At 69.0% G+C, this 22,912-nt stretch carries 24 protein-coding genes; 12 read left to right on the top strand and 12 right to left on the bottom strand.

The window, feature by feature from the left end; genetic code table 11:
- Nucleotides 1-128 precede the first annotated feature (128 nt).
- The 3 genes from DDF62_RS13630 to alr all read left to right on the top strand — a co-directional run bounded on the left by DDF62_RS13630 (nt 129) and on the right by alr (nt 3,569).
- The gene (locus tag DDF62_RS13630; RefSeq protein WP_116489607.1) at nt 129-1,649 is read left to right on the top strand and encodes a replicative DNA helicase; all 1,521 of its coding nucleotides are present in this window, start codon (nt 129-131) and stop codon (nt 1,647-1,649) included.
- 73 nt (nt 1,650-1,722) lie between these two features.
- Nucleotides 1,723-2,409, top strand: coding sequence for a MarC family protein (locus DDF62_RS13625; protein ID WP_116489606.1), 687 nt, complete (start codon nt 1,723-1,725; stop codon nt 2,407-2,409).
- A gap of 77 nt (nt 2,410-2,486) precedes the next feature.
- A complete protein-coding gene (gene alr, locus DDF62_RS13620; protein ID WP_116489605.1) occupies nt 2,487-3,569 on the top strand; it encodes an alanine racemase in 1,083 nt (360 codons plus the stop codon).
- 22 nt (nt 3,570-3,591) lie between these two features.
- Here the strand turns inward: alr and DDF62_RS13615 are convergent, their stop codons facing one another.
- Nucleotides 3,592-4,785, bottom strand: coding sequence for a Yip1 family protein (locus tag DDF62_RS13615; protein ID WP_116489604.1), 1,194 nt, complete (start codon nt 4,783-4,785; stop codon nt 3,592-3,594).
- A 172-nt stretch (nt 4,786-4,957) separates the two neighbouring features.
- On the opposite strand from DDF62_RS13615, the gene radA reads away from it, so the two are divergent.
- From radA to DDF62_RS13585, 6 genes are all read left to right on the top strand, one after another.
- Complete coding sequence (gene radA, locus DDF62_RS13610) at nt 4,958-6,340, top strand: DNA repair protein RadA (RefSeq protein WP_116489603.1); 1,383 nt, start codon at nt 4,958-4,960, stop codon at nt 6,338-6,340.
- Nucleotides 6,337-6,960: a CvpA family protein gene (locus DDF62_RS13605; protein ID WP_116489602.1), complete on the top strand. Its 624-nt coding sequence runs from the start codon at nt 6,337-6,339 to the stop codon at nt 6,958-6,960. The genes radA and DDF62_RS13605 overlap by 4 nt, the downstream gene beginning before the upstream one ends.
- A complete protein-coding gene (gene purF / locus DDF62_RS13600; RefSeq protein WP_116489601.1) occupies nt 6,957-8,459 on the top strand; it encodes an amidophosphoribosyltransferase in 1,503 nt (500 codons plus the stop codon). The genes DDF62_RS13605 and purF overlap by 4 nt, the downstream gene beginning before the upstream one ends.
- A 139-nt stretch (nt 8,460-8,598) precedes the next feature.
- A complete protein-coding gene (locus tag DDF62_RS13595) occupies nt 8,599-9,585 on the top strand; it encodes a bile acid:sodium symporter family protein (RefSeq protein ID WP_116489600.1) in 987 nt (328 codons plus the stop codon).
- A gap of 44 nt (nt 9,586-9,629) precedes the next feature.
- The gene (locus DDF62_RS13590; protein ID WP_116489599.1) at nt 9,630-10,382 is read left to right on the top strand and encodes an SDR family NAD(P)-dependent oxidoreductase; all 753 of its coding nucleotides are present in this window, start codon (nt 9,630-9,632) and stop codon (nt 10,380-10,382) included.
- A 267-nt stretch (nt 10,383-10,649) separates the two neighbouring features.
- Nucleotides 10,650-12,146, top strand: coding sequence for a methyl-accepting chemotaxis protein (locus DDF62_RS13585; RefSeq protein WP_116489598.1), 1,497 nt, complete (start codon nt 10,650-10,652; stop codon nt 12,144-12,146).
- An 18-nt stretch (nt 12,147-12,164) separates the two neighbouring features.
- Here DDF62_RS13585 and der read toward each other — a convergent pair whose 3' ends face one another.
- From der to DDF62_RS13540, 9 genes are all read right to left on the bottom strand, one after another.
- Nucleotides 12,165-13,952 (bottom strand): ribosome biogenesis GTPase Der, encoded by a 1,788-nt coding sequence (gene der, locus DDF62_RS13580; RefSeq protein ID WP_116489597.1) that lies wholly within the window; start codon nt 13,950-13,952, stop codon nt 12,165-12,167.
- A gap of 120 nt (nt 13,953-14,072) precedes the next feature.
- Nucleotides 14,073-15,485, bottom strand: a complete 1,413-nt coding sequence (locus tag DDF62_RS13575) for a PQQ-like beta-propeller repeat protein (protein WP_244286812.1) — start codon at nt 15,483-15,485, stop codon at nt 14,073-14,075.
- An 11-nt stretch (nt 15,486-15,496) separates the two neighbouring features.
- Nucleotides 15,497-16,246: a tetratricopeptide repeat protein gene (locus DDF62_RS13570; protein ID WP_116489595.1), complete on the bottom strand. Its 750-nt coding sequence runs from the start codon at nt 16,244-16,246 to the stop codon at nt 15,497-15,499.
- 323 nt (nt 16,247-16,569) lie between these two features.
- Nucleotides 16,570-17,397, bottom strand: a complete 828-nt coding sequence (gene panB, locus DDF62_RS13565) for a 3-methyl-2-oxobutanoate hydroxymethyltransferase (protein WP_116489594.1) — start codon at nt 17,395-17,397, stop codon at nt 16,570-16,572.
- A 54-nt stretch (nt 17,398-17,451) separates the two neighbouring features.
- On the bottom strand, nt 17,452-17,832 hold the full coding sequence (locus DDF62_RS13560) for a hypothetical protein (RefSeq protein WP_116489593.1): 381 nt from the start codon (nt 17,830-17,832) through the stop codon (nt 17,452-17,454).
- The gene (locus DDF62_RS13555) at nt 17,825-18,400 is read right to left on the bottom strand and encodes an RNA polymerase sigma factor (protein ID WP_116489592.1); all 576 of its coding nucleotides are present in this window, start codon (nt 18,398-18,400) and stop codon (nt 17,825-17,827) included. The genes DDF62_RS13560 and DDF62_RS13555 overlap by 8 nt, the downstream gene beginning before the upstream one ends.
- A gap of 33 nt (nt 18,401-18,433) precedes the next feature.
- Nucleotides 18,434-18,832, bottom strand: coding sequence for a DUF6249 domain-containing protein (locus DDF62_RS13550; protein ID WP_116489591.1), 399 nt, complete (start codon nt 18,830-18,832; stop codon nt 18,434-18,436).
- A gap of 117 nt (nt 18,833-18,949) precedes the next feature.
- Nucleotides 18,950-19,621 (bottom strand): HAD hydrolase-like protein, encoded by a 672-nt coding sequence (locus tag DDF62_RS13545; protein ID WP_244286811.1) that lies wholly within the window; start codon nt 19,619-19,621, stop codon nt 18,950-18,952.
- Nucleotides 19,622-19,744: 123 nt separating this feature from the next.
- Nucleotides 19,745-20,092, bottom strand: coding sequence for an ArsC family reductase (locus DDF62_RS13540; protein WP_116489590.1), 348 nt, complete (start codon nt 20,090-20,092; stop codon nt 19,745-19,747).
- A gap of 128 nt (nt 20,093-20,220) precedes the next feature.
- On the opposite strand from DDF62_RS13540, the gene DDF62_RS13535 reads away from it, so the two are divergent.
- From DDF62_RS13535 to DDF62_RS13525, 3 genes are all read left to right on the top strand, one after another.
- Nucleotides 20,221-20,820, top strand: coding sequence for a biliverdin-producing heme oxygenase (locus DDF62_RS13535; RefSeq protein ID WP_116489589.1), 600 nt, complete (start codon nt 20,221-20,223; stop codon nt 20,818-20,820).
- The gene (locus DDF62_RS13530) at nt 20,798-21,244 is read left to right on the top strand and encodes a YbaN family protein (RefSeq protein WP_116489588.1); all 447 of its coding nucleotides are present in this window, start codon (nt 20,798-20,800) and stop codon (nt 21,242-21,244) included. The genes DDF62_RS13535 and DDF62_RS13530 overlap by 23 nt, the downstream gene beginning before the upstream one ends.
- 72 nt (nt 21,245-21,316) lie before the next feature.
- Nucleotides 21,317-21,511 carry a hypothetical protein gene (locus DDF62_RS13525; RefSeq protein ID WP_058346397.1) on the top strand — a complete coding sequence of 65 codons (195 nt, stop codon included), beginning with the start codon at nt 21,317-21,319 and terminating at the stop codon, nt 21,509-21,511.
- Nucleotides 21,512-21,521: 10 nt separating this feature from the next.
- Here DDF62_RS13525 and DDF62_RS13520 read toward each other — a convergent pair whose 3' ends face one another.
- Both DDF62_RS13520 and DDF62_RS13515 read right to left on the bottom strand, forming a co-directional pair.
- Complete coding sequence (locus DDF62_RS13520) at nt 21,522-22,091, bottom strand: 2'-5' RNA ligase family protein (RefSeq protein WP_116489587.1); 570 nt, start codon at nt 22,089-22,091, stop codon at nt 21,522-21,524.
- Between the two features lie 79 nt (nt 22,092-22,170).
- The gene (locus DDF62_RS13515) at nt 22,171-22,875 is read right to left on the bottom strand and encodes a glutathione S-transferase N-terminal domain-containing protein (protein ID WP_116489586.1); all 705 of its coding nucleotides are present in this window, start codon (nt 22,873-22,875) and stop codon (nt 22,171-22,173) included.
- Between the last annotated feature and the right edge of the window lie 37 nt (nt 22,876-22,912).

Here is a 22,912-nt window from a genome sequence, read left to right as displayed (position 1 = left end):
TCGAAGGGGACGCGGCGATCAGCCTGCGTCCCCTTTTGTCGCCTCGAAGATATACACAGAACATCCCCATTCATCTGCGCCGTTGACCACGCTCCGAACGCGCGTCGCGGCCTCGTTCGCGTTAACTTATGGCGATGTCCCTGGTCCCCGCTCTCGACCTGCGCCCGCCCGCGCAGGATACCCCTCAGATCACCGTCGCGCCGCACAACCTGGAAGCCGAACAGGCGCTGCTGGGCGTGCTGCTGTACGACAACTCGGCCTATGAGCGGCTGACCGACAGCCTGCAGGGACGCCACTTCTACGAGCCGTTCCACCAGCGGCTGTTCCAGTCGATCGAGACGCACATCCGCAAGGGCCAGCTGGCCGAGCCGATCCTGCTGGCCGACGAGTTCAAGCGCGATCCGGCGTTCGAGGAACTGGGCGGCATCCGCTACCTGGCCGACCTCGTCGACCGCGCCCCGCCGGCCGCCAATGTCGGCGACTATGCCCGCGCGGTCTTCGACCTGGCCCTGCGCCGCGACCTGATCCGCATCGGCGGCGAGATCGCCTCGGCCGCCCACGGCCACGGCGACGAGAAGCGCCCGGCCCGCGACCAGATCGAAGCGGCCGAACAGCAGCTCTACACCCTGGCCGAAAGCGGCACGGCCAGCTCGGGCTTCGTCAGCTTCGGCGACGCCCTGCGCGGCGCCGTCGAGATGACCGCCGAAGCCTTCCAGCGCGACGGCGGCATGTCGGGCCTGGCGTCCGACCTGATCGACCTCGACCAGAAGATCGGCGGCCTTCACCCCTCCGACTTGATCGTGCTGGCCGGCCGTCCGTCGATGGGCAAGACGGCGCTGGCGACCAACATCGCCTTCAACGTCGCCAAGAAGTACGCCTGGGAGCCCCAGCCCGACGGCAGCCGCAAGACCGTCAACGGCGGCGTGGTGGCCTTCTATTCGCTGGAAATGAGCGCCGAGCAGCTGGCCCTGCGTATGCTGGCCGACGCCTCGGGCGTATCGGGCGACAAGCTCCGCAAGGGCGAGATCGACGCCAGCGAGTTCGGGCGCGTGCGCGACGCGGCCATGGAACTCCAGGAAGCGCCGCTTTATATCGACGCCACTGGTGGTATCTCGATCGCCAAGCTGACCGCCCGGGCGAGGCGCCTGAAGCGCCAGGTCGGCCTCGACCTCATCGTCGTCGACTACCTGCAGCTGGTGACCGGCTCGGACCTCGGCTCCAACGCCAGCCGCGTGCAGGAAGTCTCGCAGATCACCATGGGCCTCAAGGCCCTGGCCAAGGAACTGGCCTGCCCGGTCATCGCCCTGTCACAGCTGTCACGTCAGGTCGAAAGCCGCGACGACAAGCGCCCGCAGCTGTCGGACCTTCGTGAATCCGGCTCGATCGAGCAGGACGCCGACATGGTGTGGTTCGTGTTCCGCGAAAGCTACTATGTCGGCCGGGCCGAGCCGCGCGAAGGCACGCCCGAGCACCTGACCTGGCAAGAGGAAATGGACAAGCTGCAAGGCCTGGCCGAGGTGATCATCGCCAAGCAGCGTCACGGCCCGATCGGCACCGTGCGCCTGTCGTTCAACAGCGACACCACCCGCTTCGGCAACCTCTCGCGCGACCACTATTTCCACCAGATGCGCAGCGGCGACGACGAATAGCCGCCTCGCGCTTTACCTGCATCGGCGCGTCGGGCAACGCTCGGCGCGCGATTCAGCGAAAGAGCGCCGCCAGATGGAATTCAGCCCCCTGCCCGTTTCGACCTTCGTCGGGGCTTTCCTGCTGGCCTTTCCGGCCCTGTTCTCGATCGTCAATCCGGTCGGGGCGGCGCTGATCTTCCACCAGATGCTGGCCGACCATCCGGCCGAGACGCGCAAGCGCCTGGCGCCGACCATCGCGCTCTACGCCTTCTTCATCCTGCTGGGCTCGCTGCTGCTGGGCGGCTATGTGCTGAACTTCTTCGGGGTGAGCCTCGGCGCCCTGCGGGTGGCCGGCGGCCTGGTGGTGGCGATCCGGGCCTGGGCCTTGCTGATGGCGCCCGAGGAACACGAAGAACGAAAGGCCGACCAGGCCAGCTCGCCCGCCAAGGCGCGGGCCGAGGACATGGCCTTCTTCCCGCTGACCATGCCGTTCACGACGGGACCGGGCGCGATCTCGGTGGCCATCGCGCTATCGTCGCAGCGCCCGGCCGAGGGCCATTCGGTGGTTCCGTTCTTCATGGGCGCGAGCCTGGCCGTGGCCGTCATCGCCCTGATGGTCTGGGTGTTCTACCGCGCCTCTGACCGGGTGCTGTCGCTGCTGGGCGTCAACGGCGCGCGGGTGATGTCGCGGCTGATGGCGTTCCTCCTGATGTGCATCGGCGTGCAGATCGTCGCCAGCGGCGTCGAGGCCCTGGTGGGGCAGTTCCTGGCGACGCGCTAGGCTGGGCGACGCGCTAGCCGGCATCTCCACAGGATCTGCACTGGCCTTGCGGGCGCGGGTCGGCTACCTCCGCAGCCGTGACCGACGCCCGCCTGACCCTCGACCTCGACGCCCTCGCGGCCAACTACGCCACGCTGCAAGCGACGGCCGGCGACGCCGAACTGGCGCCGGCGGTGAAGGCCGACGGCTATGGCCTGGGCGCGGGCCTCGTCGCCCGCCGGCTGTGGGACGAAGGCGCGCGCGGCTTCTACGTCGCCCGCCTGTCCGAAGGCGTCTCCCTACGCAAGGCGCTGGGCGATCGCGAGGCGAAGATCCATGTGCTGGACGGCGCGACGCCGGGTTCGGGCCCGACGCTGATGCAGGCCGGACTGATCCCGGTGCTCAACAGCCTGCCGCAGGTCGAGGCCTGGAACAGCCAGGCCGGCAAGGGCGTGCTGGAGGCGGCGATCCACGTCGACACCGGCATGAACCGGCTTGGCCTGCGCCACGAGGAAGCCGCCGTGCTGACGGCCTCGATGGATCGCCTCAAGCATCTGAACGTCTCGCTGGTGGTCAGCCACCTGGCCTGCGCCGGCGAGCCGGAGCATCCGCTCAACGCCCGCCAGTTGACCCGCTTCCGCGACGCGGCGGCGCTGTTCCCGAACGCCCGCAAGAGCCTGGCCAACTCGGCCGGGGTGTTCCTGGGCGACGACTATCATTTCGACCAGTGCCGGCCGGGCATCGCCCTCTATGGCGGCGGTCCGCGCGACGTGACCGATGCGCGGCTCAAGGCTGTCGCGACGCTGGAAGCGCCGATCCTGCAGGTGCGGGTCGTGCCGCGGGGCGAGTCGATCGGCTACGGCGCGGCCTTCACGGCGAGCGAGACGACGCGGGTGGCGGTGCTGGCCTGCGGCTATGCCGACGGGGTGCTGCGCGGCTCCAGTCCCGCCGGCCACGTGTGGTTCGACGGCGCGCGCCGCCGGCTCCTGGGCCGGGTGTCGATGGACCTGATCGCCATCGACGTCACCGACTGCGACGCGGCGCGTCCCGGGGCGCTGGTCGAGCTGATCGGCCCCAACCTGCCGGTCGACGAAGCCGCCGCCGCGGCGGGCACCACGGCCTACGAACTGCTGGTGCGCCTGGCCGGCCGCGCCCGCCGCGTGGTGCTGGGCGAGGCCTGAAGGCCCCGCCCCTCTCCCCGGCCTAGCGCGCCAGGCTCTTCAGCTTGCCGGCGTCGACCGAGGCCACCGCGCGCTTGAGGTCGTCGATGCTTTCGGCGTCGCCATTGGCCTCCACCGAGAACCGGTTGCCGATCACGACTGTGTAGCCGCCGGACTTGGCCTCGCGGTCCCACTTCTCGGTGGTCAGCTGGCCGCCGGCGGTGCTGGTCTTCTCGTAGCCGGTCTCGGTTTCCGAGGTGCTCTGGGCGTTCATCGCCGAGGCCATGGCCGTCATGCCGCCCAGCGCGCCCAGGTCGGTGACCGCCAGGGTGAAGCGCCTGCCGTCCTTCTCGTAGTCGCCGCGCGCCACCGACATGCCCATGCCGCCGGCGCCGCCGGAGCTGGATTCGACGGCGGTGCGGGCATAGCCGCCGGCCGCGCCGGGCAGCAGGCCCTTGAGCACGTCCGGCGAGGTCAGGGGGATGTCCTTGCCGGCTTCGATCGAGGCGGCGGCCGCCTCCATCTTCTTGCTGGCCTCGTCCATCTTGCCCAGGTCGTAGGTCTGGCCGCCCAGCGTCACCGAACCGCTGTCGGCGCCCGCCACCTTGGAGGCCGCAATCCCGCCGCCGATCGCGGCCGCGCCGACGACGGCGCCGGTGATGAAGCCGACGATGACATAGAGCACGATGGCGCAGAGGACGGTGACGATCGTGTAGCCGATCGCCTTCTCCTTGGGCGCCTTCATCACCCGCGGCAGGCCCGTATAGAGCAGGTAGAGACCGTAGAGGCCCAACAGGCCGCCGATGACCGCCAGCGGCGGGAACAGGCCGAAGATCCCGGCCACCCAGCCGGCGGTGCCGGAATAGGCCGCCACCTTGAAGGCCTGCAGCCTGTTCTTCTGGCCGTCGAACGACGGCGCCAGGGCGTCGATGATCAGGCCGAGCACGAACACCGACAGCAGCGACAGGCCATAGCCGACCACGGCGCCGACGATCGCCCCGACGGGCGAGGGCCGGATCGTCGCCAGGCCAGGAATGCCGTGCCCGAACACCAGGCTGCCCACCAGGCCGGCCACGGCCGGGATCGCCGCCAGTATGCAGATGTAGCCGACATAGAGCCCCTTGATCGTGGCGGGCTCGGTGTCGATGCGCTCCCACTCGGGCGACGGCGTCAGCAGCAGCCGCTTCACGCGGCCGACGAGATCGGAAGAAACGGCTCCGGGTTCGACCACGGACATCTAGGCGCCTCCAGCAAGATCCTGAATTTGCGCCCCCCGATACTTATCTACACCGAACACACCAAAAACGGGAACAAGGTTCGGCGACATCCTGGATCCCGGCCTGCGTCCGGCTTTGGCGCAGGGCGCCGCCAACCTGTAGTCTGCACCCATTCGAGAATCAGGAGACCTCATGGCCCGCGACGGCGCCGTCTACGCCTGCCAGTCCTGCGGGGCGGTCCAAGCCAAGTGGGCCGGGCAATGCCCCGCCTGCCAGAGCTGGAACACCCTCGTCGAAGAGGTCGGCGTACGCCCGCCCGGCGCGATGTCGACCACGAAGGCCACGCGCAACCGCGGCCTGCAGTTCACCGGCCTGGAGAGCGACACCCCCGCCCCGCCCCGCATCCTGACCGGCGTCGACGAGTTCGACCGGGTCTGCGGCGGCGGCGTGGTGCCCGGTTCGGCGATCCTGATCGGCGGCGACCCGGGCGTGGGCAAGTCGACCCTGCTGTTGCAGGTCTGCGCCAACGCCTCGAGCCGGGGCGTCTCCTGCGCCTATATCTCGGGCGAGGAGGCCGTCGAGCAGATCCGCGGCCGCGCCGACCGCATGGGCCTGGCCGGCGCGCCTGTGAAGCTGGCCGCCGAGAGCAGCCTGCGCGACATCCTCGACGGCCTCAAGCGCGACAAGTTCGACCTGGTGGTCATCGACTCGATCCAGACCATGTGGAGCGACGCCCACGAGGCCGGCCCCGGCACGGTGACCCAGGTGCGCGCCTGCGCCACCGAACTGGTGCGCCTGGCCAAGAAACAGGGCGTGGCCATCCTGCTGGTCGGCCACGTCACCAAGGACGGCCAGATCGCCGGCCCGCGCGTGGTCGAGCACCTGGTCGACGCGGTGCTGAGCTTCGAGGGCGAGCGCGGCTATCCGTTCCGCATCCTGCGCGGCGCCAAGAACCGTTTCGGGGCCACCGACGAGATCGGCGTATTCGAGATGGGCGACATCGGCCTGCGCGAGGTCAAGAACCCCTCGGCCCTGTTCCTCAACGAGGGCGGCGAGCGCGCGGCGGGCGCCGCGGTGTTCGCCGGCATCGAGGGATCGCGGCCCGTCCTGGTGGAATTCCAGGCCCTGGTCGCGCCTTCCGCGTACGGAACGCCCCGGCGCGCCGTGGTCGGATGGGATTCCGGACGCCTGGCCATGGTGCTGGCGGTGTTGGAATCGCGCTGCGGCCTTGGTTTTGGCGACAAGGACGTCTATCTGAACGTCGCCGGCGGGCTGAGGATCACCGAACCCGCCGCCGACCTCGCGGCGGCGGCCGCTTTGGCCTCCTCGGCCCTCGATGTCGCCCTGCCGCAGGATTGCGTGGTGTTCGGCGAGGTCAGCCTCTCCGGCGAGATCCGGCCCGTGAGCCGAATGGAGTCGCGTTTGAAGGAAGCCGCCAAGCTCGGGTTCGGCCGCGCGCTGGGACCGCTGTCGGGCCTGCCCGAAGGCGGCGGCGCCCTGCCGGTGGCCGGCGCGGCGCGGCTGGCCGACGCGGTCCGTCGAATCGAGAACGACATCTGGAGCTCGCACGCGTGACGCCGTTCGACATCATCGCCGGACTGATCCTGCTGGTTTCCGGCGCCGTCGGCTTCTTCCGCGGCGCCTCGCGGGAGCTGACCTCGGCGCTGTCGTTCATCGTCGCCGCCGTGGTGGCCCTCCTGGGCCTGCGCCTGACCGGCCCGCTCTTTCGTGAATTCATGGACCCGGACTGGGCGGCGACCGCCGCCGCCATCCTGGTCACCTTCGTCATCGCCTTCGTCGCCCTGCGCCTGATCGGCGGCCAACTGACCAAGACCCTGCACGCCGACGGCGCGCTGGGCCTGCTGGACCGCCTGGTCGGCCTGGGTTTCGGCCTGCTGCGGGCGCTGGTGGTGCTGGGCGTCTTCAACCTCGTCTTCCACATGGCCACGCCGCGCGACCGCGTGCCGGCCTGGGTGTCGGAGTCGATGTTCTATCCGCTGTCCAACGCCAGCGCCCAGGTGCTGAAAGTGTTCGCCCCCAAGGGCGCGGGCCTGGCCGGCAAGCTGGCCCCCGCCATCGAGGACGCCGTCCGCGACGGGGCCAGCGACAAACCGTCCGACGCCGAGCGCGGCGAAGAAGGCTATGATAAGGACCAGCGTCGGAAGCTCGACGACCTGGTGGAGAAATCGCAATGACGTCTATCGGCCAGTCGACCGACCGCTTCTCGTCCGCGCCCTGGCGCGATCCCGAGGACGACACGCTGCGCCTGGAATGCGGCGTGTTCGGCGTGTTCGGCGCCCGTGACGCCGCCGCCATCGCGGCGCTGGGCCTGCACGCCCTGCAGCACCGCGGCCAGGAAGCCTGCGGCATCGCCGCCTTCGACGGCGCCCGCTTCCACACCGAACGCCACATGGGCCACGTCGGCGACGCCTTCACCGGCGCCGACCTCGTCCAGCGCCTGCCGGGCAACATGGCCATCGGCCACACCCGCTACTCCACGGCCGGCGGCAGCTTCATCCGCAACGTCCAGCCGATGTTCGCCGATCTCGAGACCGGGGGCCTGGCCCTGGCCCACAACGGCAACCTGACCAACTTCCTGACCCTGCGCGAGCGCCTGGTGCAGGAAGGCGCGATCTTCCAGTCGACCAGCGACAGCGAGGTGATCCTCCACCTGATCGCCCGCTCGCGCAAAGCCAAGATCGTCGACCGCTTCATCGACGCCCTGGGCCAGATCGAAGGCGGCTACGCCCTGGTGGCCATCACCAACAAGAAGATGATCGGCATCCGCGACCCGCTGGGCATCCGCCCGCTGGTGCTGGGCGACCTGGACGGCAAGCCGGTCCTGGCCTCGGAAACCTGCGCCCTCGACATGATCGGCGCCCGCTTCGTGCGCGACGTCGAGCACGGCGAGATGGTCGTGATCAGCGACACTGGCGTGAAGTCTCTGCGCCCGTTCGCGGCCCCGGCCGCCCGCCCCTGCGTGTTCGAATACGTCTACTTCGCCCGTCCCGACAGCGTCGTGAACGGCCGCTCGGTCTATGAGGTGCGCAAGCGCATGGGCCGACGCCTGGCGATCGAGACCGGCGTCGAGGCCGACGTCGTCGTGCCGGTGCCGGATTCGGGCGTGCCGGCGGCGATCGGCTACGCGGCCGAAAGCGGCCTGCCCTTCGACCTGGGCATCATCCGCAACCACTATGTGGGCCGCACCTTCATCCAGCCGACGCAAGGGGTTCGCGAGCTAGGCGTGCGCATGAAGCACAGCCCCAACCGCGCCGTGCTGGAAGGCAAGCGCGTCATCCTGATCGACGACTCGATCGTGCGCGGCACCACTTCGCTGAAGATCGTCCGCATGGTCCGCGAGGCCGGCGCCAAGGAAGTGCACCTGCGTTCGGCCAGCCCGCCGATCAAGTGGCCCGACTTCTACGGCATCGACATGCCCGAGCGCGAACAGCTGCTGGCCGCCACCAAGTCGCTGGAAGAGATGGCCAAGTTCCTGGAAGTGGACTCGCTTGGCTTCCTGTCGGTGGAAGGCCTGTACGAGGCCCTGGACTGCGCGCCGCGCGATCCGGCCGCCCCGCAGTTCACCGACCACTACTTCACCGGCGACTACCCCACCCGCCTGACCGATCGCGAGATCGCCGAAGGCCGCAACGACCAGGCCGAAAAGCAGCTGTCGCTGCTGGTCAGCGCCTAATCAGCGCCTTTCCAGGGTCCTCCGACTTGTTCGGAGGACCCAAGCTGCGCTACCCCCGGTATGCGGCCCGCCCACGCTGATCTTCGGCCGCTCGGATCGCCCGGACGGACCGGGCGACGATCCATTTGAGAGTCGCTTCTTGGCCAATCCCGTCTCCGCCGTCCTCTCCAAGCTGAAGATCGACGCCTACATCATCGCCCTGTTCGGCATGGTGGTGCTGGCCTCGTTCCTGCCGGTACGGGGCCAGGCGGCCGAGATCACCGGCTGGGTGGTCAAGATCGCCATCGCCCTGCTGTTCTTCCTGCACGGCGCCAAGCTGTCACGCGAGGCCGTGATCGCCGGGATCACCCACTGGCGGCTGCACCTGACGATCCTGGCCTTCACCTTCGTGCTGTTCCCGATCCTGGGCCTGGCGATCAGCAAGGTCGGGGTGCTGACGCCGACCATGGCGGCGGGCATGGTGTTCCTGGCCTGCCTGCCCTCGACCGTGCAGTCGTCGATCGCCTTCACCTCGATCGGTCGCGGCAACGTCGCCGCCGCCGTCTGCGCGGCCTCGGCCTCGAACCTGTTCGGCATCTTCCTGACGCCGGTGCTGGTCGGCTTGCTGATGAACGCCCACGGCGACGTCGGCGGCTGGGACTCGATCAAGTCGATCGTCATCCAGCTGCTGGTCCCGTTCATCGCCGGCCAGATCGCCCGGCCGCTGGTCGGCAAGTGGATCGAGAAGCACAAGACCCTGGTCGGCCGCGTCGATCGCGGCTCGATCCTGCTGGTGGTCTATTCGGCCTTCAGCGCCGCCGTGGTCGAGGGCCTGTGGCGCAAGGTCTCGCCGCTGGAGCTGATCGTGCTGCTGCTGGTCTGCGGCGTGCTGCTGACGCTGGTCATGCTGGCCACCATGTGGGGCGCGCGCCTGCTGGGCTTTTCCAAGGCCGACGAGGTGGCGATCGTGTTCTGCGGCTCCAAGAAGAGCCTGGCGACCGGCGTGCCGATGGCCGGCATCCTGTTCCCCGGGGCCACGGCCGGCGTGCTGGTGCTGCCCCTGATGATCTTCCACCAGATCCAGCTGATGGCCTGTTCGGTCCTGGCCCAGCGCTACGCCGCGCGCCCGGCCGACGACGAAGCCTGATCACCCCGACAAGCAAACGCCCGCGAGAGGCGCAGGAAACGCTCATGACCACCACCGACACGCCGCTGGCCGGCCGCATCGCCCTCGTCACCGGCGCCACGCGCGGCATCGGGCAAGCCATCGCCCTGGGCCTGGCCAAGGCCGGCGCCCACGTCATCGCCATCGGACGCACCCAGGGCGCGCTCGAGGCCCTGGATGACGCGATCTTCGCCGCCACCGGCGAGCACGCCACCCTCGTGCCGCTGGACCTGCGCGAGGCCGACGGCCTGGATCACCTGGGCGCGGCCCTGCACCAGCGGTTCGGCAAGCTGGACATCATGGTCGGCGCGGCCGGCGTGCTGGGCGCGCTGACGCCCGTGGGCCACCTGGACCCCAAGGGCTGGGACATGATCCTGTCGACCAACCTGACGGCCAACTGGCGGCTGATCCGGGCCATGGACCCGCTGCTGCGCGCCTCGGACGCCGGCCGGGCCATCTTCCTGACCAGCAGCGTCGCCAAGAGCCACCGGGCCTTCTGGGGCGCCTACGCCGCCTCCAAGGCGGGCCTGGAAGCCATCGTCGACTGCTATGCCGACGAGATGGAGAACACCAAGGTCCGCGCCTTCTCCATCGACCCCGGCGCCATGCGCACCAAGATGCGGGCCGGCGCCTTCCCGGGCGAGGATCCGATGACCGTGCAGGATCCGGCCGAGATCGCCCCCTTCGTCGTCGACCTTGCTCGCCCTGACCGCGAGCCGCCCAAGGGCGTCGTTCGCTTCAAGGAACGAGGTCAAGAGTCAGCAAGCGTCAACGCATAACTGAACCCTCGTAAACATTCGCAGGTTCAGTTTTCACACGTGAAATACAGATAAACCGAGAAACATTCGTACCTGACGGAAATTGCGGATTTTCTGCGGTCAAGCTGGTGGTCGACTCCACGACACATAGCCCAAAAACACTAAACTGCGACAACCTGACGCAGATGACGTTTTCGGAAACCGGCGCTCGTTAAGCATGGAATAAGACTCGAGGTCTCACCCTAAGGATGCAGCGCTAATCCGGCGCGGTCCTCGGGGTTTGGACAAATGCCGTTTTCGTTCAAGCGTGGTCGCGCCGCGACCGACGAGCGTCTCGCCGAGCTGGAGGCCACCGTCGCGGCCATCCATCGCTCTCAAGCCGTCATCGAGTTCCAGCTCGACGGCACCATCCTCACGGCCAACACCAACTTCCTGAAGACGGTGGGCTATTCGCTGGACGAGATCCGCGGACGCCACCACAGCATGTTCGCCGATCCCGACTTCGCCCGCAGCGACGAATACAAGCAGTTCTGGCTTAACCTGGGGCGCGGCGAGTTCTTCGCCGGCAAGTTCCAGCGCCAGGGCAAGGGCGGCGTCGAGATCTGGATCCAGGGCGCCTACAACCCGGTGTTCGACGCCGCGGGCAAGCCCTGCAAGGTCATCAAGTTCTGCACCGACATCACCCAGGCCGAGCACGAGCGGCTGGCCAACGAGGCCCTGCGCCGCACCGAGGCCGAACAGGGCGCCGTGGTGCTGACCCTGGCCGACAACCTCAAGCGCCTGGCCGGCGGCGACCTGACGGCCGACATCACCGCCGCCTTCGACGGCCGCTTCGCCTCGATCAAGAGCGACTACAACGCCGCCCTGCAGTCGCTGCGCCAGGCGATGACCGAGATCGGCCAGTCGACCCAGGGCGTGCACAACGGCTCCAACGAGATCACCGGAGCCTCGGAAGACCTCTCCAAGCGCACCGAGCAGCAGGCGGCCGCGCTGGAGGAGACCGCAGCGGCGCTGGACGAGATCACCGCCACGGTGCGCCGCAGCGCCGAGGGGGCCCGCGCGGCCTCCACCGCCGCCTCCAGCACCCGCCAGGAAGTCACCCGCTCTGGCGAGATCATGCGCGACGCCATCGCCGCCATGGGCGAGATCGAGCAGAGCTCGGGCAAGATCGGCCAGATCATCGGGGTGATCGACGAGATCGCCTTCCAGACCAACCTCCTGGCTCTCAACGCGGGCGTCGAGGCGGCGCGCGCCGGCGAGGCCGGTCGCGGCTTCGCGGTCGTCGCCCAGGAGGTGCGGGCCCTGGCCCAGCGCTCGGCCGAGGCGGCCAAGGAGATCAAGACCCTGATCGCCAACAGCAGCAGCCAGGTCGATCGCGGCGCCAAGCTGGTGAGCGACACCGGCCAGTCGCTGACCGGCATCGTCGGCCGCATCGCCGAGATCGACACCCTGATTTCCGAAATCGCCCAGTCGGCCCACGAACAGGCCACGGGCCTCAACCAGGTCAACACCGCCATCAACCAGATGGACCAGGTGACCCAGCGCAACGCCGCCATGGTCGAGGAGGCCACGGCCGCGGCCGCCTGCCTGCGCAATGAGGCCTCGTCGCTGGCCGAACTGGTCTCGCGCTTCGAGACCGGTGCGGCGCCCGCCCAGGCGGTCGCTCGACCGGCGCCGCCGGCCCAGCGTCCGGCGACCGAGAACCCGGTGGCCGCCGCCCAGAGCCGCATCGCCCAGTCGTTCCGCCCGGGCGTCACCGTCGGCCAGGACTGGGAGGAGTTCTAGCCTCCTCCCCGCCTTGAACTAGCGTCCCTTGGGCTTGCCGCCGGGCGTCTTGTTGCCCCGCACCACGCGCGAGCCGGCCACCGGACGGCGCGGACCACCGGCCTTGCCGCCGGCCGTCTTGGTCCCGACCTTGTAGCTCGGGGTGGTCGAGACCTTCTTCTGGGCCTTGGGCCCCTGCGGCTTCACCGACTTGACGGCCGCCTTGCCGGGGTCGGACTTGACCGCCTCGCCCTTGGCGGCATCGGCCTTGACCGCCCCGGCCTTACCGGAGACGGCCTTGGCCGAGACAGCCTTGATCGGAGCGGGCTTGCCCGCGGCGGCAGCGCCGGCGTCCGCCGAAGCCTCGGCCAGGATCGCGGCCCTCTGGGCCGACTTCTTGACCGTATTGCGCGAGGCCTTCAGGCGGGCTTTCTCGGCTTCCTTCTTCTCGAAGGCGCGCTTGCCCTTAACAACATACCCCTGGTCGGCGTCGGCATAGGGGTTGGCGCCCGACTTGATGGTGATGCGCAGCGGCACCCCCGGCAGGTCGAAGCTCTCGCGCAGGCTGTTGACCAGATAGCGGCGGTAGTGGTCGGGCATCTGGTCGGCGCGGCTGGAGAACAGCACGAAGGTCGGCGGGCGGGCCTTGGTCTGGGCCATATACTTCGGCTTCACGCGCTTGCCGCCGACCGAGGGCGGCGGATGGCGCTGCATCGCCAGCTGCAGCCAGTCGTTCAGGTCGCGGGTCTTGACCTTGGTCGACCAGTCGCGGTGCGTCTTGATGACGGCCGGCATCAGGCGCTCGACGCCGCGGCCGGTCTCGCCCGACAGAGCCACGACCGGCGCGCCGCGCAGCTGGGGCAGCATGCGCTCGGCGTGCTCGTTGAATTCCTTGAGGATCTGGCCGGGGTCCTCGATCAGGTCCCACTTGGCCAGCACGAAGACGACGCAGCGCCCTTCCCGCTCGGCCAGGTCGGCGATCTGCAGGTCCTGGGTCTCGAACGGATGGGTGGCGTCCATCACCAGCAGCACGACCTCGGCGAAGGTCATCGAGCGGATGGTGTCCTGGGTCGAGAGCTTCTCGAGCTTCTCGTTGACCTTGGCCTTCTTGCGCAGGCCGGCGGTGTCGACGAGGCGGATCTTGCGGCCGTCCCAGGTCCAGTCGACCGAGATCGAGTCGCGGGTGATGCCGGCCTCGGGGCCGGTCAGCAGGCGCTGCTCGCCGATCAGGCGGTTGACCAGGGTCGACTTGCCGGCGTTCGGACGGCCGATGATGGCGATCTTGATCGGCTTGGTGTCGTCGTCGTAGTCCTCGAACTCTTCCTGCAGCTCCTCCGGCGTCACCGCCAGGAGCGCAGCGTAGAGGTCGGCCATGCCCTCGCCGTGCTCGCCGCTGATCGGGATCGGCTCGCCCAGGCCCAGCTGGTGGGCTTCGGCGGCGCCGATCTCGGCCTGCTTGCCTTCGGACTTGTTGGCCGCGACCACGACCGGCTTGTTCCGGCGGCGCAGCATCTCGGCGAAAATCCTGTCGAGCGGCGTCAGGCCCTCGCGGGCGTCGAAGACGAACAGCGCGACATCGGCCTCGTCGATCGCCAACTCGGTCTGGGCGCGCATGCGCGACTCCAGGCTTTCGTCGGTGACGTCCTCGAAGCCGGCGGTGTCGATCAGCTCCAGATCGAGGTCGCCGAGGCGGCCGTGCGCGAACCGGCGGTCACGGGTGACCCCCGGCTGGTCGTCGACCAGGGCCAGCTTCTTGCCGGCGAGGCGGTTGAACAGCGTGGACTTGCCCACATTGGGGCGGCCGACGATGGCGAGTTTCAAAGGCATAGGCGGTCAGTAGTCGATTTTTCGGGTCCCGGCAAAGCAACAAGCCCGGGCCGGCGATTCGCCGGCCCGGGCCCGGGACAGGTTACGAGTGCAGCCGAGGCCCGAAGGCCCCGGATCGGATCAGCGGATGGCGATCAGGTCGGCGTCGTCGGTGGTGACGTAGATCTTGTCGCCCACGGCGATCGGAGCCAGCAGCACCGGCGCGCCGATCTTCAGGGTCTTTTCCGTGGCGCCGGTCTTGGGGTTCAGGGCCACGGCCTCGCCGTAGCTGGACACCGTGATCAGGCGGCCCGAAGCCAGGATCGGGCTGGACCAGATGCGCGGACGCTTGGCCAGCTTCTTCTTCTGCTTCTTGGAGAGCTTGTCGGTTTCGTTGAGGTCGCGGATCCAGTGGACCTGGCCGCCGTCGCGCGAGGCGCAGATCACCTGGCCGGCCTTGTCGACCACGTAGACCACGTCGCCGACGGGCCAGGGCGTGGTGATCGCGGTGACCGGCAGGGTCCAGCGGGCCTGGCCGGTGCGCAGGTCGGTGGCGGAGAACACGCCCGAGTGGCTGACGGCGTAGACATCGCCCTTGTAGATCACCGGACGGCCGGCGATGTCGCGCAGTTCCGACAGGGCGTTGGTGCGGCTGGCGCGGCTGAGGGCCTCGCTCCACAGGTCGTTGCCGTTGCCGGTGCGCAGGGCCACCAGTTCGCCGGAGGCGAAACCGGCGACGACGGTGTCGCCGCTGATGGCCGGGCTCGAGCCGCCCAGGATGCGGGCCGGCTCGATCAGGGCCTGGTAAGTCCAGCCCGGCGTGCCGTCGGCGGCCGAGTAGGTCAGCAGTTCGTTGTCGGTCGAGACCACGAAGACGCGGCCGTCGGCCACGGTCGGCGCGGCGTGGACCGGCGTGCTGGTCGCCTGGCGCCAGTTTTCCTTGCCCGTGGCCGCGTCGAGCTGAGCCACGAAGCGGAAGCCCGACGAGACGTAGAGCTTGCCGTCGGCATAGGCCACGCCGCCGCCGAAGCCCTTGGTGTCGTCCTTGCGGCCGCCGATACCCAGGAACCCGCGCTTGCCCGGCTGGCGAGCCGGACGCAGGTCCTTGCGCCACAGCGTCTCGCCGGTGACGGCGTCCAGCGCCGAGACCTTGGCTTCGCCGTCGAGCACGAAGATCTTGCCCTCGGCCGAAACGGGGTTGGCGGTGATGTGGAAGGTGCGGTTGGCCTTCTGGCCGAAGCCCTTGCGCCAGGCGATCTCGAAGTCCTTGCCGGCGGCGACATGCTCGACCGATTGCTCTGGGCTGCCGCCCGGCAGGCGCCAGTCGGCCTGGGCTTGCGGTTCGGGCAGGAAGAAGTCGACGCCCTTCAGGCCGTCGGCCGCCTCGACCTTCTGGTCGAAGGCGATGACCGAGATCCGCTGGCCTTGGCTGGCGGTGGCCTTGTTCTTGTCGTCCTTGCCGAAGGGGTTGAGCTTCGACACCGTCGAGCAACCGGTCACCGACACCGCGGCCGACATCATCGCGGCGAGCAGCAGGGAACGCTTCAGAGTCATGGGTCGGCGGCTCATTGAGCTTGGGGTTGCAGGCCCGGCGGCAGCTGGCCGGGCGCGAGTTGGATCGGCGGCGGCAGCGCGGCCGCGGCCTTGACGGCGGCCGGCAGGGCCTTGGCCGAGCCGGAGTCGATCATCTGGATCGCCGCCTGCGCGCGCTGGCGGGTGTCGTCCGAACCGTCCGACAGCAGCGAGAGCACGACGAAATCGCCGCGCGCCTCGGCCGTCTTGCCGGCCTGGAGCTTGGCGAACGCCAGGGCTTCCTTGGCCTGCACGCGATAAGGGCTCTTCTCGCCGGTCAACGGGGTCAGCCTCGACTCGATCTCCTGATAAGGAGCCGTGTCCATGAGCGCGAAGGCGGATTTGAGGCGCGCTATGTCACCCATGACAGGATCGGGAGCAATCTTGGCCGCTTCGTCGAAATAACCGACGGCTTCCTTGGTCTTGCCCTCGTCCAGGCGGATGCCGCCCATCTGCATGAAGGCCAGCGCGCGGTAGCCGGCGTTGCCTTCCTTGGACAGCTTCTCGAACTCGGTGAAGGCCTTGGCGGGCCCTTCCTTCTCGTAGGATTCGAGGGTCGCCTGCACGGCTTCGGAGGCCTTGTTGGCGCGGTTGCTCTCGTAGGCGGTCCAGCCCCACCAGCCGCCCACGCCCAGTACCGCGATCGCGGCGACCGCGCCCAGGAGGGGCAGCGACTTCAGCGCGAAGGTCTTGTAGCGGTCGGAGCGAAGCTGCTCTTCGACCTCGTCAAACACATCGACCACGAACGAGGCTCCAGTACGGGCGCCGACGGCGCCGGGGCGTCGCTGCCCGGACGGTTCCGGACGACGCAAGGTTGAAACAGCAGGAGTCGAGGCGCTGGCCGCGACGCAGGCGGCGAACCTATAGCGTGTCCGCCGCCGCCGCAACGGCGTGGAACCCTGGTTTGGAAGGCTATCATCCTCCCCCTTCCCCCTTGATGGGGGAAGGGCCGGGGTTGGGGGGTGATCGCGGCGGCCAGTCTTGGAGCACCCATGCGACGGAACGCACGGCGCCACCCCCATCCCAACGCTTCCCCCATCAAGGGGGAAGGGCTTCAAGCGCCTCCTCAATCCTTCTTGGCGTAGTACGTCTCGGCCGGGCCGGGGAAGCTGCGGTCCTGGACGTCGCGGGCGTAGTCGGCGGCGGCCTTCTCGATCGCGCCCTTCAGGTCGGCGTAGCGACGGACGAACTTGGGGGTCCAGTCGAACAGGCCCAGCATGTCGTCGCTGACCAGCACCTGGCCGTCGCAGCCGGCCGAGGCGCCGATGCCGATGGTCGGCGGGGCGATGGCTTGCGTGATCTCGCGGGCCAGGGCTTCGGCCACGCCCTCGATGACCACGGCGAAGGCGCCGGCGTCGGCGGTGGCGCGGGCCTCGGCCAGGATCTTCTGGCGACCTTCCTCGTCGCGGCCCTTGGCCTTGAAGCCGCCGTCGACCAGCACGGCCTGCGGGCGCAGGCCCACATGGCCCATGACCGGCACGCCGCGGTCGACCAGATAGCGGATGGTTTCTGGCACGGTCGGGCCGCTCTCGACCTTCACGGCCTGGGCGCCCGTCTCCTTCATGATGCGGACGGCGTTGGCGTAGGCCTCCTCCGGCGCGCCCTCGTAGGAGCCGAAGGGCATGTCGACCACGACCATGGCCTTGCGGGAGCCGCGCATCACCGCCTGGCCGTGCAGGATCATCATCTCCATGGTCACGCCGACCGTATTGGGCAGGCCGTGAACGACCATGCCCAGCGAGTCGCCGACCAGCAGGACGTCGCAGGCGTCGTCGAGGGCGGCGGCCACCGGGGCGGTGTAGGCGGTGAGGCAGACAATGGGAACGCCGCCCTTGCGAGCGGCGATATCGGGGGCGGCGAGACGGCGGACCGTCTCCTGACGATGGGCGGACAAGATTCGCTCCGGCTCTATTGCGGACGCCCGGAGCGCGGCGCGGCCGCCTCCGGATTAGAACTCTTCGACCAGTCGGGTGACGGCGAAGGTCAGAGCGATAGCCGCAAGCGCGGCGCCGAGCCAAAGGGTTTCTACGCTGGCCGGGGTGGCGATGAACTGATTCACCTGGGCCATCAGCTTGTCGACGCCCACATCCACGCCCGAAACGCCCTCGCTGGACGCGTGGCGCAGGTCGCCGGCGAACCGGCTGGTGATCAGCTGTCCCACCGCGAAAAGCCCGGCCACGCCGCCGGCGGCGCCGATCGCCAGACGCCGTATCGCCCAGCCCCGGTCGAGTCGGTTTTCCACCCGACCACGGAAGGCCTCCGCGTCGGAAAACGCCGGCGGCTCGGCGAACAGCCGCGAGAGCTGCGCATCGAAGTCGCGATCAACCATGACCTTCCCTCCGCGCCGAGGTGTCCGTGGGCGGGGCCAGCCTGGCCCTGAGTTTATCCAGACCACGTTTGACATGGGATTTGACCGTCCCGATCGGGATATTCAAGGCTTCCGCAGCCTCCGCATGAGACCAGTCCGCGCCGTAGCACAGCGAGACGCATAGCCGTTCGCCGCGCGACAGGCCCTTGAGCGCCTCGTCGAGATCCAGCCGGTCGCCGGACGCATCGCCCTGAACGGGCGGTTGCGGCTCTTCGGGCGCGGCGTCCGAGAAGATCAGGCGCGCGTCGCGCTTGACCTTGCGCAGATAGAGCCGCGCGGCGGTCTTCTTGATCCAGCCGCCGAAAGCGCCCTCGCCGCGATAGTCGGCGATCTGCTCGAAGCCGACCAGGAAGGCGTCCTGGGCGACGTCGTCGGCGGTGGCCGGATCCGCGCCCAGGCGACGCAGCAGGCCTCTCACGGACGAGCCGTGCCTGCGCACCAGCTCCCCGTAGGCCCGGCGGTCGCCGGTGGCGGCCAGGGCCGCCAGCTCGACGTCGTGACCGGTAGTGGGTGGGCGTTCGCTGCCCATGATGAAAGTCCCCTCTTCCCCCAAGCGCCTGCGTCAGACGTCCGGCTGGTGGCCCTTGTTGGGGTTGAAGAAGCTCAGAATGACATAGGCCACGCCGATCAGGGCCGGGATGGCGGCCGCGCCCATGACGGGGTGCAGAGCCTCGTCCGCGATCTGGCCCAGCATGAAGCCCAGCACCGCCAGGCCCGCGCCGACGGAGATCAGGATGACGCCGGTGCGCATGTCGCGCAGGGCCGACGAGACCTTGGCCGGCTTGACCTCCTTGGTCATCGCCTCGATCAGTTCGGGCGGCAGCGCCTGGCCCTTTTCGATGGCGGCGCGGACGGTGGCCTGCATCTCCCGGCGATCGCGGCTCTTGAGCCACATCGGGATGACGACGATGCAGACGACCATGATGAACGGCGCCAGCGGCACCAGGATTCCAAGGTCCATGACCTGTTCCCCTCGAATTGTGTCGACGAGAGCCTGTCGCTTTCGTCTCGTACAGGGAAGAGGCTTTGACGGCGCCGTTTGGAGGCGCCGGACGAGATGAAACTTTCGTAAGGCGGATCAGGCCGTGGCGACGGCCGGGGCTTCGGCCCGCAGGGTCAGGCGCGCGACGATGTCGTCGACGGCGTCGAGCAGCACGGTCGGCGCATGGTCGACCAGCAGCTGGCGGGTGGCGTAGCCCCAGGTGACGGCGCCGGACGCCAGGCCCAGCGCGTTGGCCGCGTCGATGTCGCGGGTCTCGTCGCCGATCGAGATCACCCGGCCCGGCTTCACCCGGGCGGTCTTGATGACCTTGGTGAACTTCTTGGCCTTGCCGAACAGCGAGGCGCCGCAACCGTAGTGGTCGATCAGCCTGGCAAGGTCGGGTCCCAGCACGGTGCGGATCGTGGCTTCGCTGTTGGAGCTGACCACGGCCAGGCGCACGCCGCCGGCCGAAAGGGCCTTGAGCATGTCCGGAACGCCCGGGAACAGCCCGATCGAGCCGATCTCGGCGGCCATCAGCTTCTTGCCGTGGGCGGCGATGATCGGGATCTTCCAGGCCGAGACGCCCAGGTACTTGATGATCTCGCGATTGGGACGGCCGCGCAGCATCTCGACTTCCTCGTCGGTGACGCTCTTGAAGCCGTACATCCTGGCCATCGGATTGACGAGCTTCAGCACCACGGCGCCGCTGTCGGCCAGCGTGCCGTCGAAATCAAAGATCGCCAGATCGTAGGGAAGCCCCGAAGTCACGCCCACTCAATGCCCTGCCGCCGGACGAACCGGCTGTTTCCCCTAGACTTAGCCGCTGGACGCGGCCCTTGTCGCCCCAAAGTTCGCCAACTCGCGTCAATCGCGCAAGCGGCGTTTCGCTCGTCAGGCGAGAATGGCCGTATACTGATCGGGTTTGAAGCCCGCCAGCAGCTTGCCGTCGACGTCCAGCATCGGCCGCTTGATCATCGAGGGCTGGGCCAGCATCAGCTCGACGGCCTTCCTGGCGTCGATGCCGGCCTTGTCGGCGTCGGGCAGCTTGCGGAAGGTCGTGCCGGCGCGGTTCAGGACGGTTTCCCAACCCAGCGCCTCGACCCAGCGCTCGACGTCGGCGCGAACCGCGCCCGAGGCCTTGTAGTCGTGGAAGGCATAGGCCACGCCGTGCTCGTCGAGCCAGGTGCGGGCCTTCTTCATCGTGTCGCAGGCCTTGATGCCGTAGATCGTCACCGTCACCGGGCGCGCTCCAGAACTTGCGGCCGCGAGTCGGCCCTTCCCCACCCGATTAGCATTTTCGCACCGGCCGCGGTCGGATTTGACCTGGAGCAGTTGCGTCTCACTCGCGACATGCCAACATTGACCCCATGACCGATCTCGCTCTCGCCCAGGCCCCGTCCCTCGCCAAGCGGCTGAAGGCCGGCACGGAGGCGACACACGACCGGCTCGACAAGAGCATCATGGCCGGCCGCCCGTTCGCCGACCGCGAGCGCTATGGACGGTTCCTCGAGGTGCAGTACCGGTTCCATCGCGACATCGACGGCCTCTACCAGCGTCCGGAACTGGCCCAGCGCCTGCCCGACCTCGACGGCCGCCGACGCCTGGCGCAGATCACCGCCGACCGGGCGGACCTTGCCCTCCCCGCCCTGGCCGAGCTGCCGCCGCCGGCGTTCGCGGCCGACAGCGAGCCCGACCTCGCCACCGCCCTGGGCTGGCTCTACGTGGCCGAGGGCTCGAACCTGGGCGCGGCCTTCCTGTTCAAGGCCGCGGCCAAGCTGGGGCTCGACGAAAACCTCGGCGCGCGCCACCTTGCGGGCCATCCTGACGGTCGCGCCGCCCACTGGCGGCAGTTCACCGCCGCCCTCGACGCGGCCGGACTGGACGAAGCGGGCGAAGCGCGCGCCATCGCCGGCGCCGACGCCGCCTTCTCACGGGTGCAGGCCTATGTCGACGCCGCCTTCGGCTGAACCGCCGGCCATCGAACTTGACGCTCCGGCGGCGCCGACCCTGCCGGCCTCGCGCGGCGTGCGGGTCGGCTACCTGATCGCGGGCCTGGCCTTCACGGCGCTGGGGATCATCGGCGCCTTCCTGCCGCTGATGCCGACGACGATCTTCCTGATCCTGGCCGCGGGCTGCTTCGGGCGCTCTTCGCCCAGGCTCGAGGCCTGGCTGCTGAACCATCCGCGCTTTGGCCCCTCGGTTCGCGCCTGGCGGGCCAACGGCGCGATCCCGCGCAAGGCCAAGGTCTTCGCGTGCCTGGGCATGGCCGGCGGCATGGCCGTCTTCCTGCTCGCGGCGCGGCCCAAGCCGTGGCTGGGCCTGCTGGTCGGCGCGATCATGGCGGGTTGCGCGGCCTTCGTGGTCTCGCGACCGACGCCGCCGGCGGCCTGACAGCAAGCTTGGCGCTGGGAACGGCCCCGCCGTCCCGACGGTTTTCTTCCGACAGACAAAAAGGAGGAAGCCATGTCCAAGGCCCCGCCCATTCCGCCGGAACAGCGCGCCTTCAAGGGCCAGAAGCCTGACATCGAGGGCCACGCCAGCCGCGAGGGCCTGCAGTCGCCCGATCCCGGCAACGCGGACGTCAACCTGTCCGAACAGGGCCGGCACGGGAACCTGCGCCAGAACACGACCCATTCAGGCAACGTGCAGGATCGTTGAGGTTGGCGCCCTACCCCTTCAGCGCCCAGCGCCCGAGCACGATGTGCCGGGTCTGGCCCAGCAGGCTGTGGATCAGCACGAACTCGGAGACACGCCACGACACCGGCTCCACCGGCGTCTCGGGCGCCAGGGCCCGGTCGTAGAGCAGCGTCACGTGCGGATTGAACTGCCTGGCGACCTGTTTGCTGAGGCCGGCATGGGCCATCGAAAGGCCGAGCGCCTTCTGGAAGGCATCCAGGTCGGCCAGCCCCTCCCCGCCCTGCAGGACGAACGGGTTGTTGCCGCGGTTGTTGAAGCTGGCGGCCTTGTCGAACCTCACCTCGAACGCCGCGGTCGAGGCCGCGGCCTCGCCGGCTTCCAGCGCCTGGGCGACGATTCCGCGCGGCAGGCCGGCATAGTCGCCGATGTGATGCAGGGTGACGTGGAAGCGCTCGGGCGTCAGAGGCGCGCCCGACAGGCCAAGGCGCCCCTTCAGGTCGCGGGCGCGGCCGGCGATGGTCTCGGCGACCGGCGCCTCCGGGAAGATCCCGAAGAACAGGCGATCGGACGGCGGGCCGTCGAGTTCGGGAAACAGCGACATGATCAGAATCGGCGGCCGTTGCAGGATGGACCGCTTATGGCGCCGGAGCGGACGGCTGTCGCCGCCCGCTCCTGATCGATCAGGGACGCGCCGGGATGTTCAGGCCACGCTGCACGGCCGGACGGGCCAGACCCCGCTCCAGCCAGGCCGGCACGTTCTTCAGGCTCTTGAAGTCGACCAGTTCGGCCGCCTCGTAGAAGCCGACCAGGTTGCGCACCCAGCCCAGGGTGGCGACGTCTGCGATGGTGTATTCGTCGCCCATCAGCCAGTCGCGCCCTTCCAGGCGGGTCTCCAGCACGCCCAGCAGGCGCTGGCTCTCGGCGCGATAGCGCTCCAGCGGGCGCTTGTCCTCGTACTCGCGGCCGGCGAACTTGTGGAAGAAGCCCAGCTGGCCGAACATCGGGCCGACGGCGGCCATCTGGAAGAACACCCACTGCAGGGTCTCGTAGCGCGCCGCCGGATCGGTCGGCAGCAGCTTGCCGGTCTTCTCGGCCAGATAGACCAGGATCGCGCCGCTCTCGAACAGGCCGAAGGGTTTGCCGCCCGGGCCGTCGGGATCGATGATCGCCGGGATCTTGCCGTTGGGATTGAGGCTGAGGAATTCCGGGGTCCAGGTCTCGTTCTTGCCGATGTCGATCAGGTGCGGCTCGTACGGCAGGCCCACCTCTTCCAGCATGATCGACACCTTCACGCCGTTGGGCGTGGGCAACGAATAGAGCTGGATGCGGTCGGGATGGGCGGCGGGCCAGCGGCTGGCGATCGGGAAGGCCGAGAGGTCGGTCATGGGAGTTCCTCGAAGGGGATCCCAGCCGATATAGGCG

Source organism: Caulobacter radicis (assembly GCF_003094615.1).
Lineage (GTDB): Bacteria > Pseudomonadota > Alphaproteobacteria > Caulobacterales > Caulobacteraceae > Caulobacter > Caulobacter radicis.
Note: the sequence above shows the minus strand (reverse complement) of the source record. Positions and strands in the feature narration are given on the sequence as shown.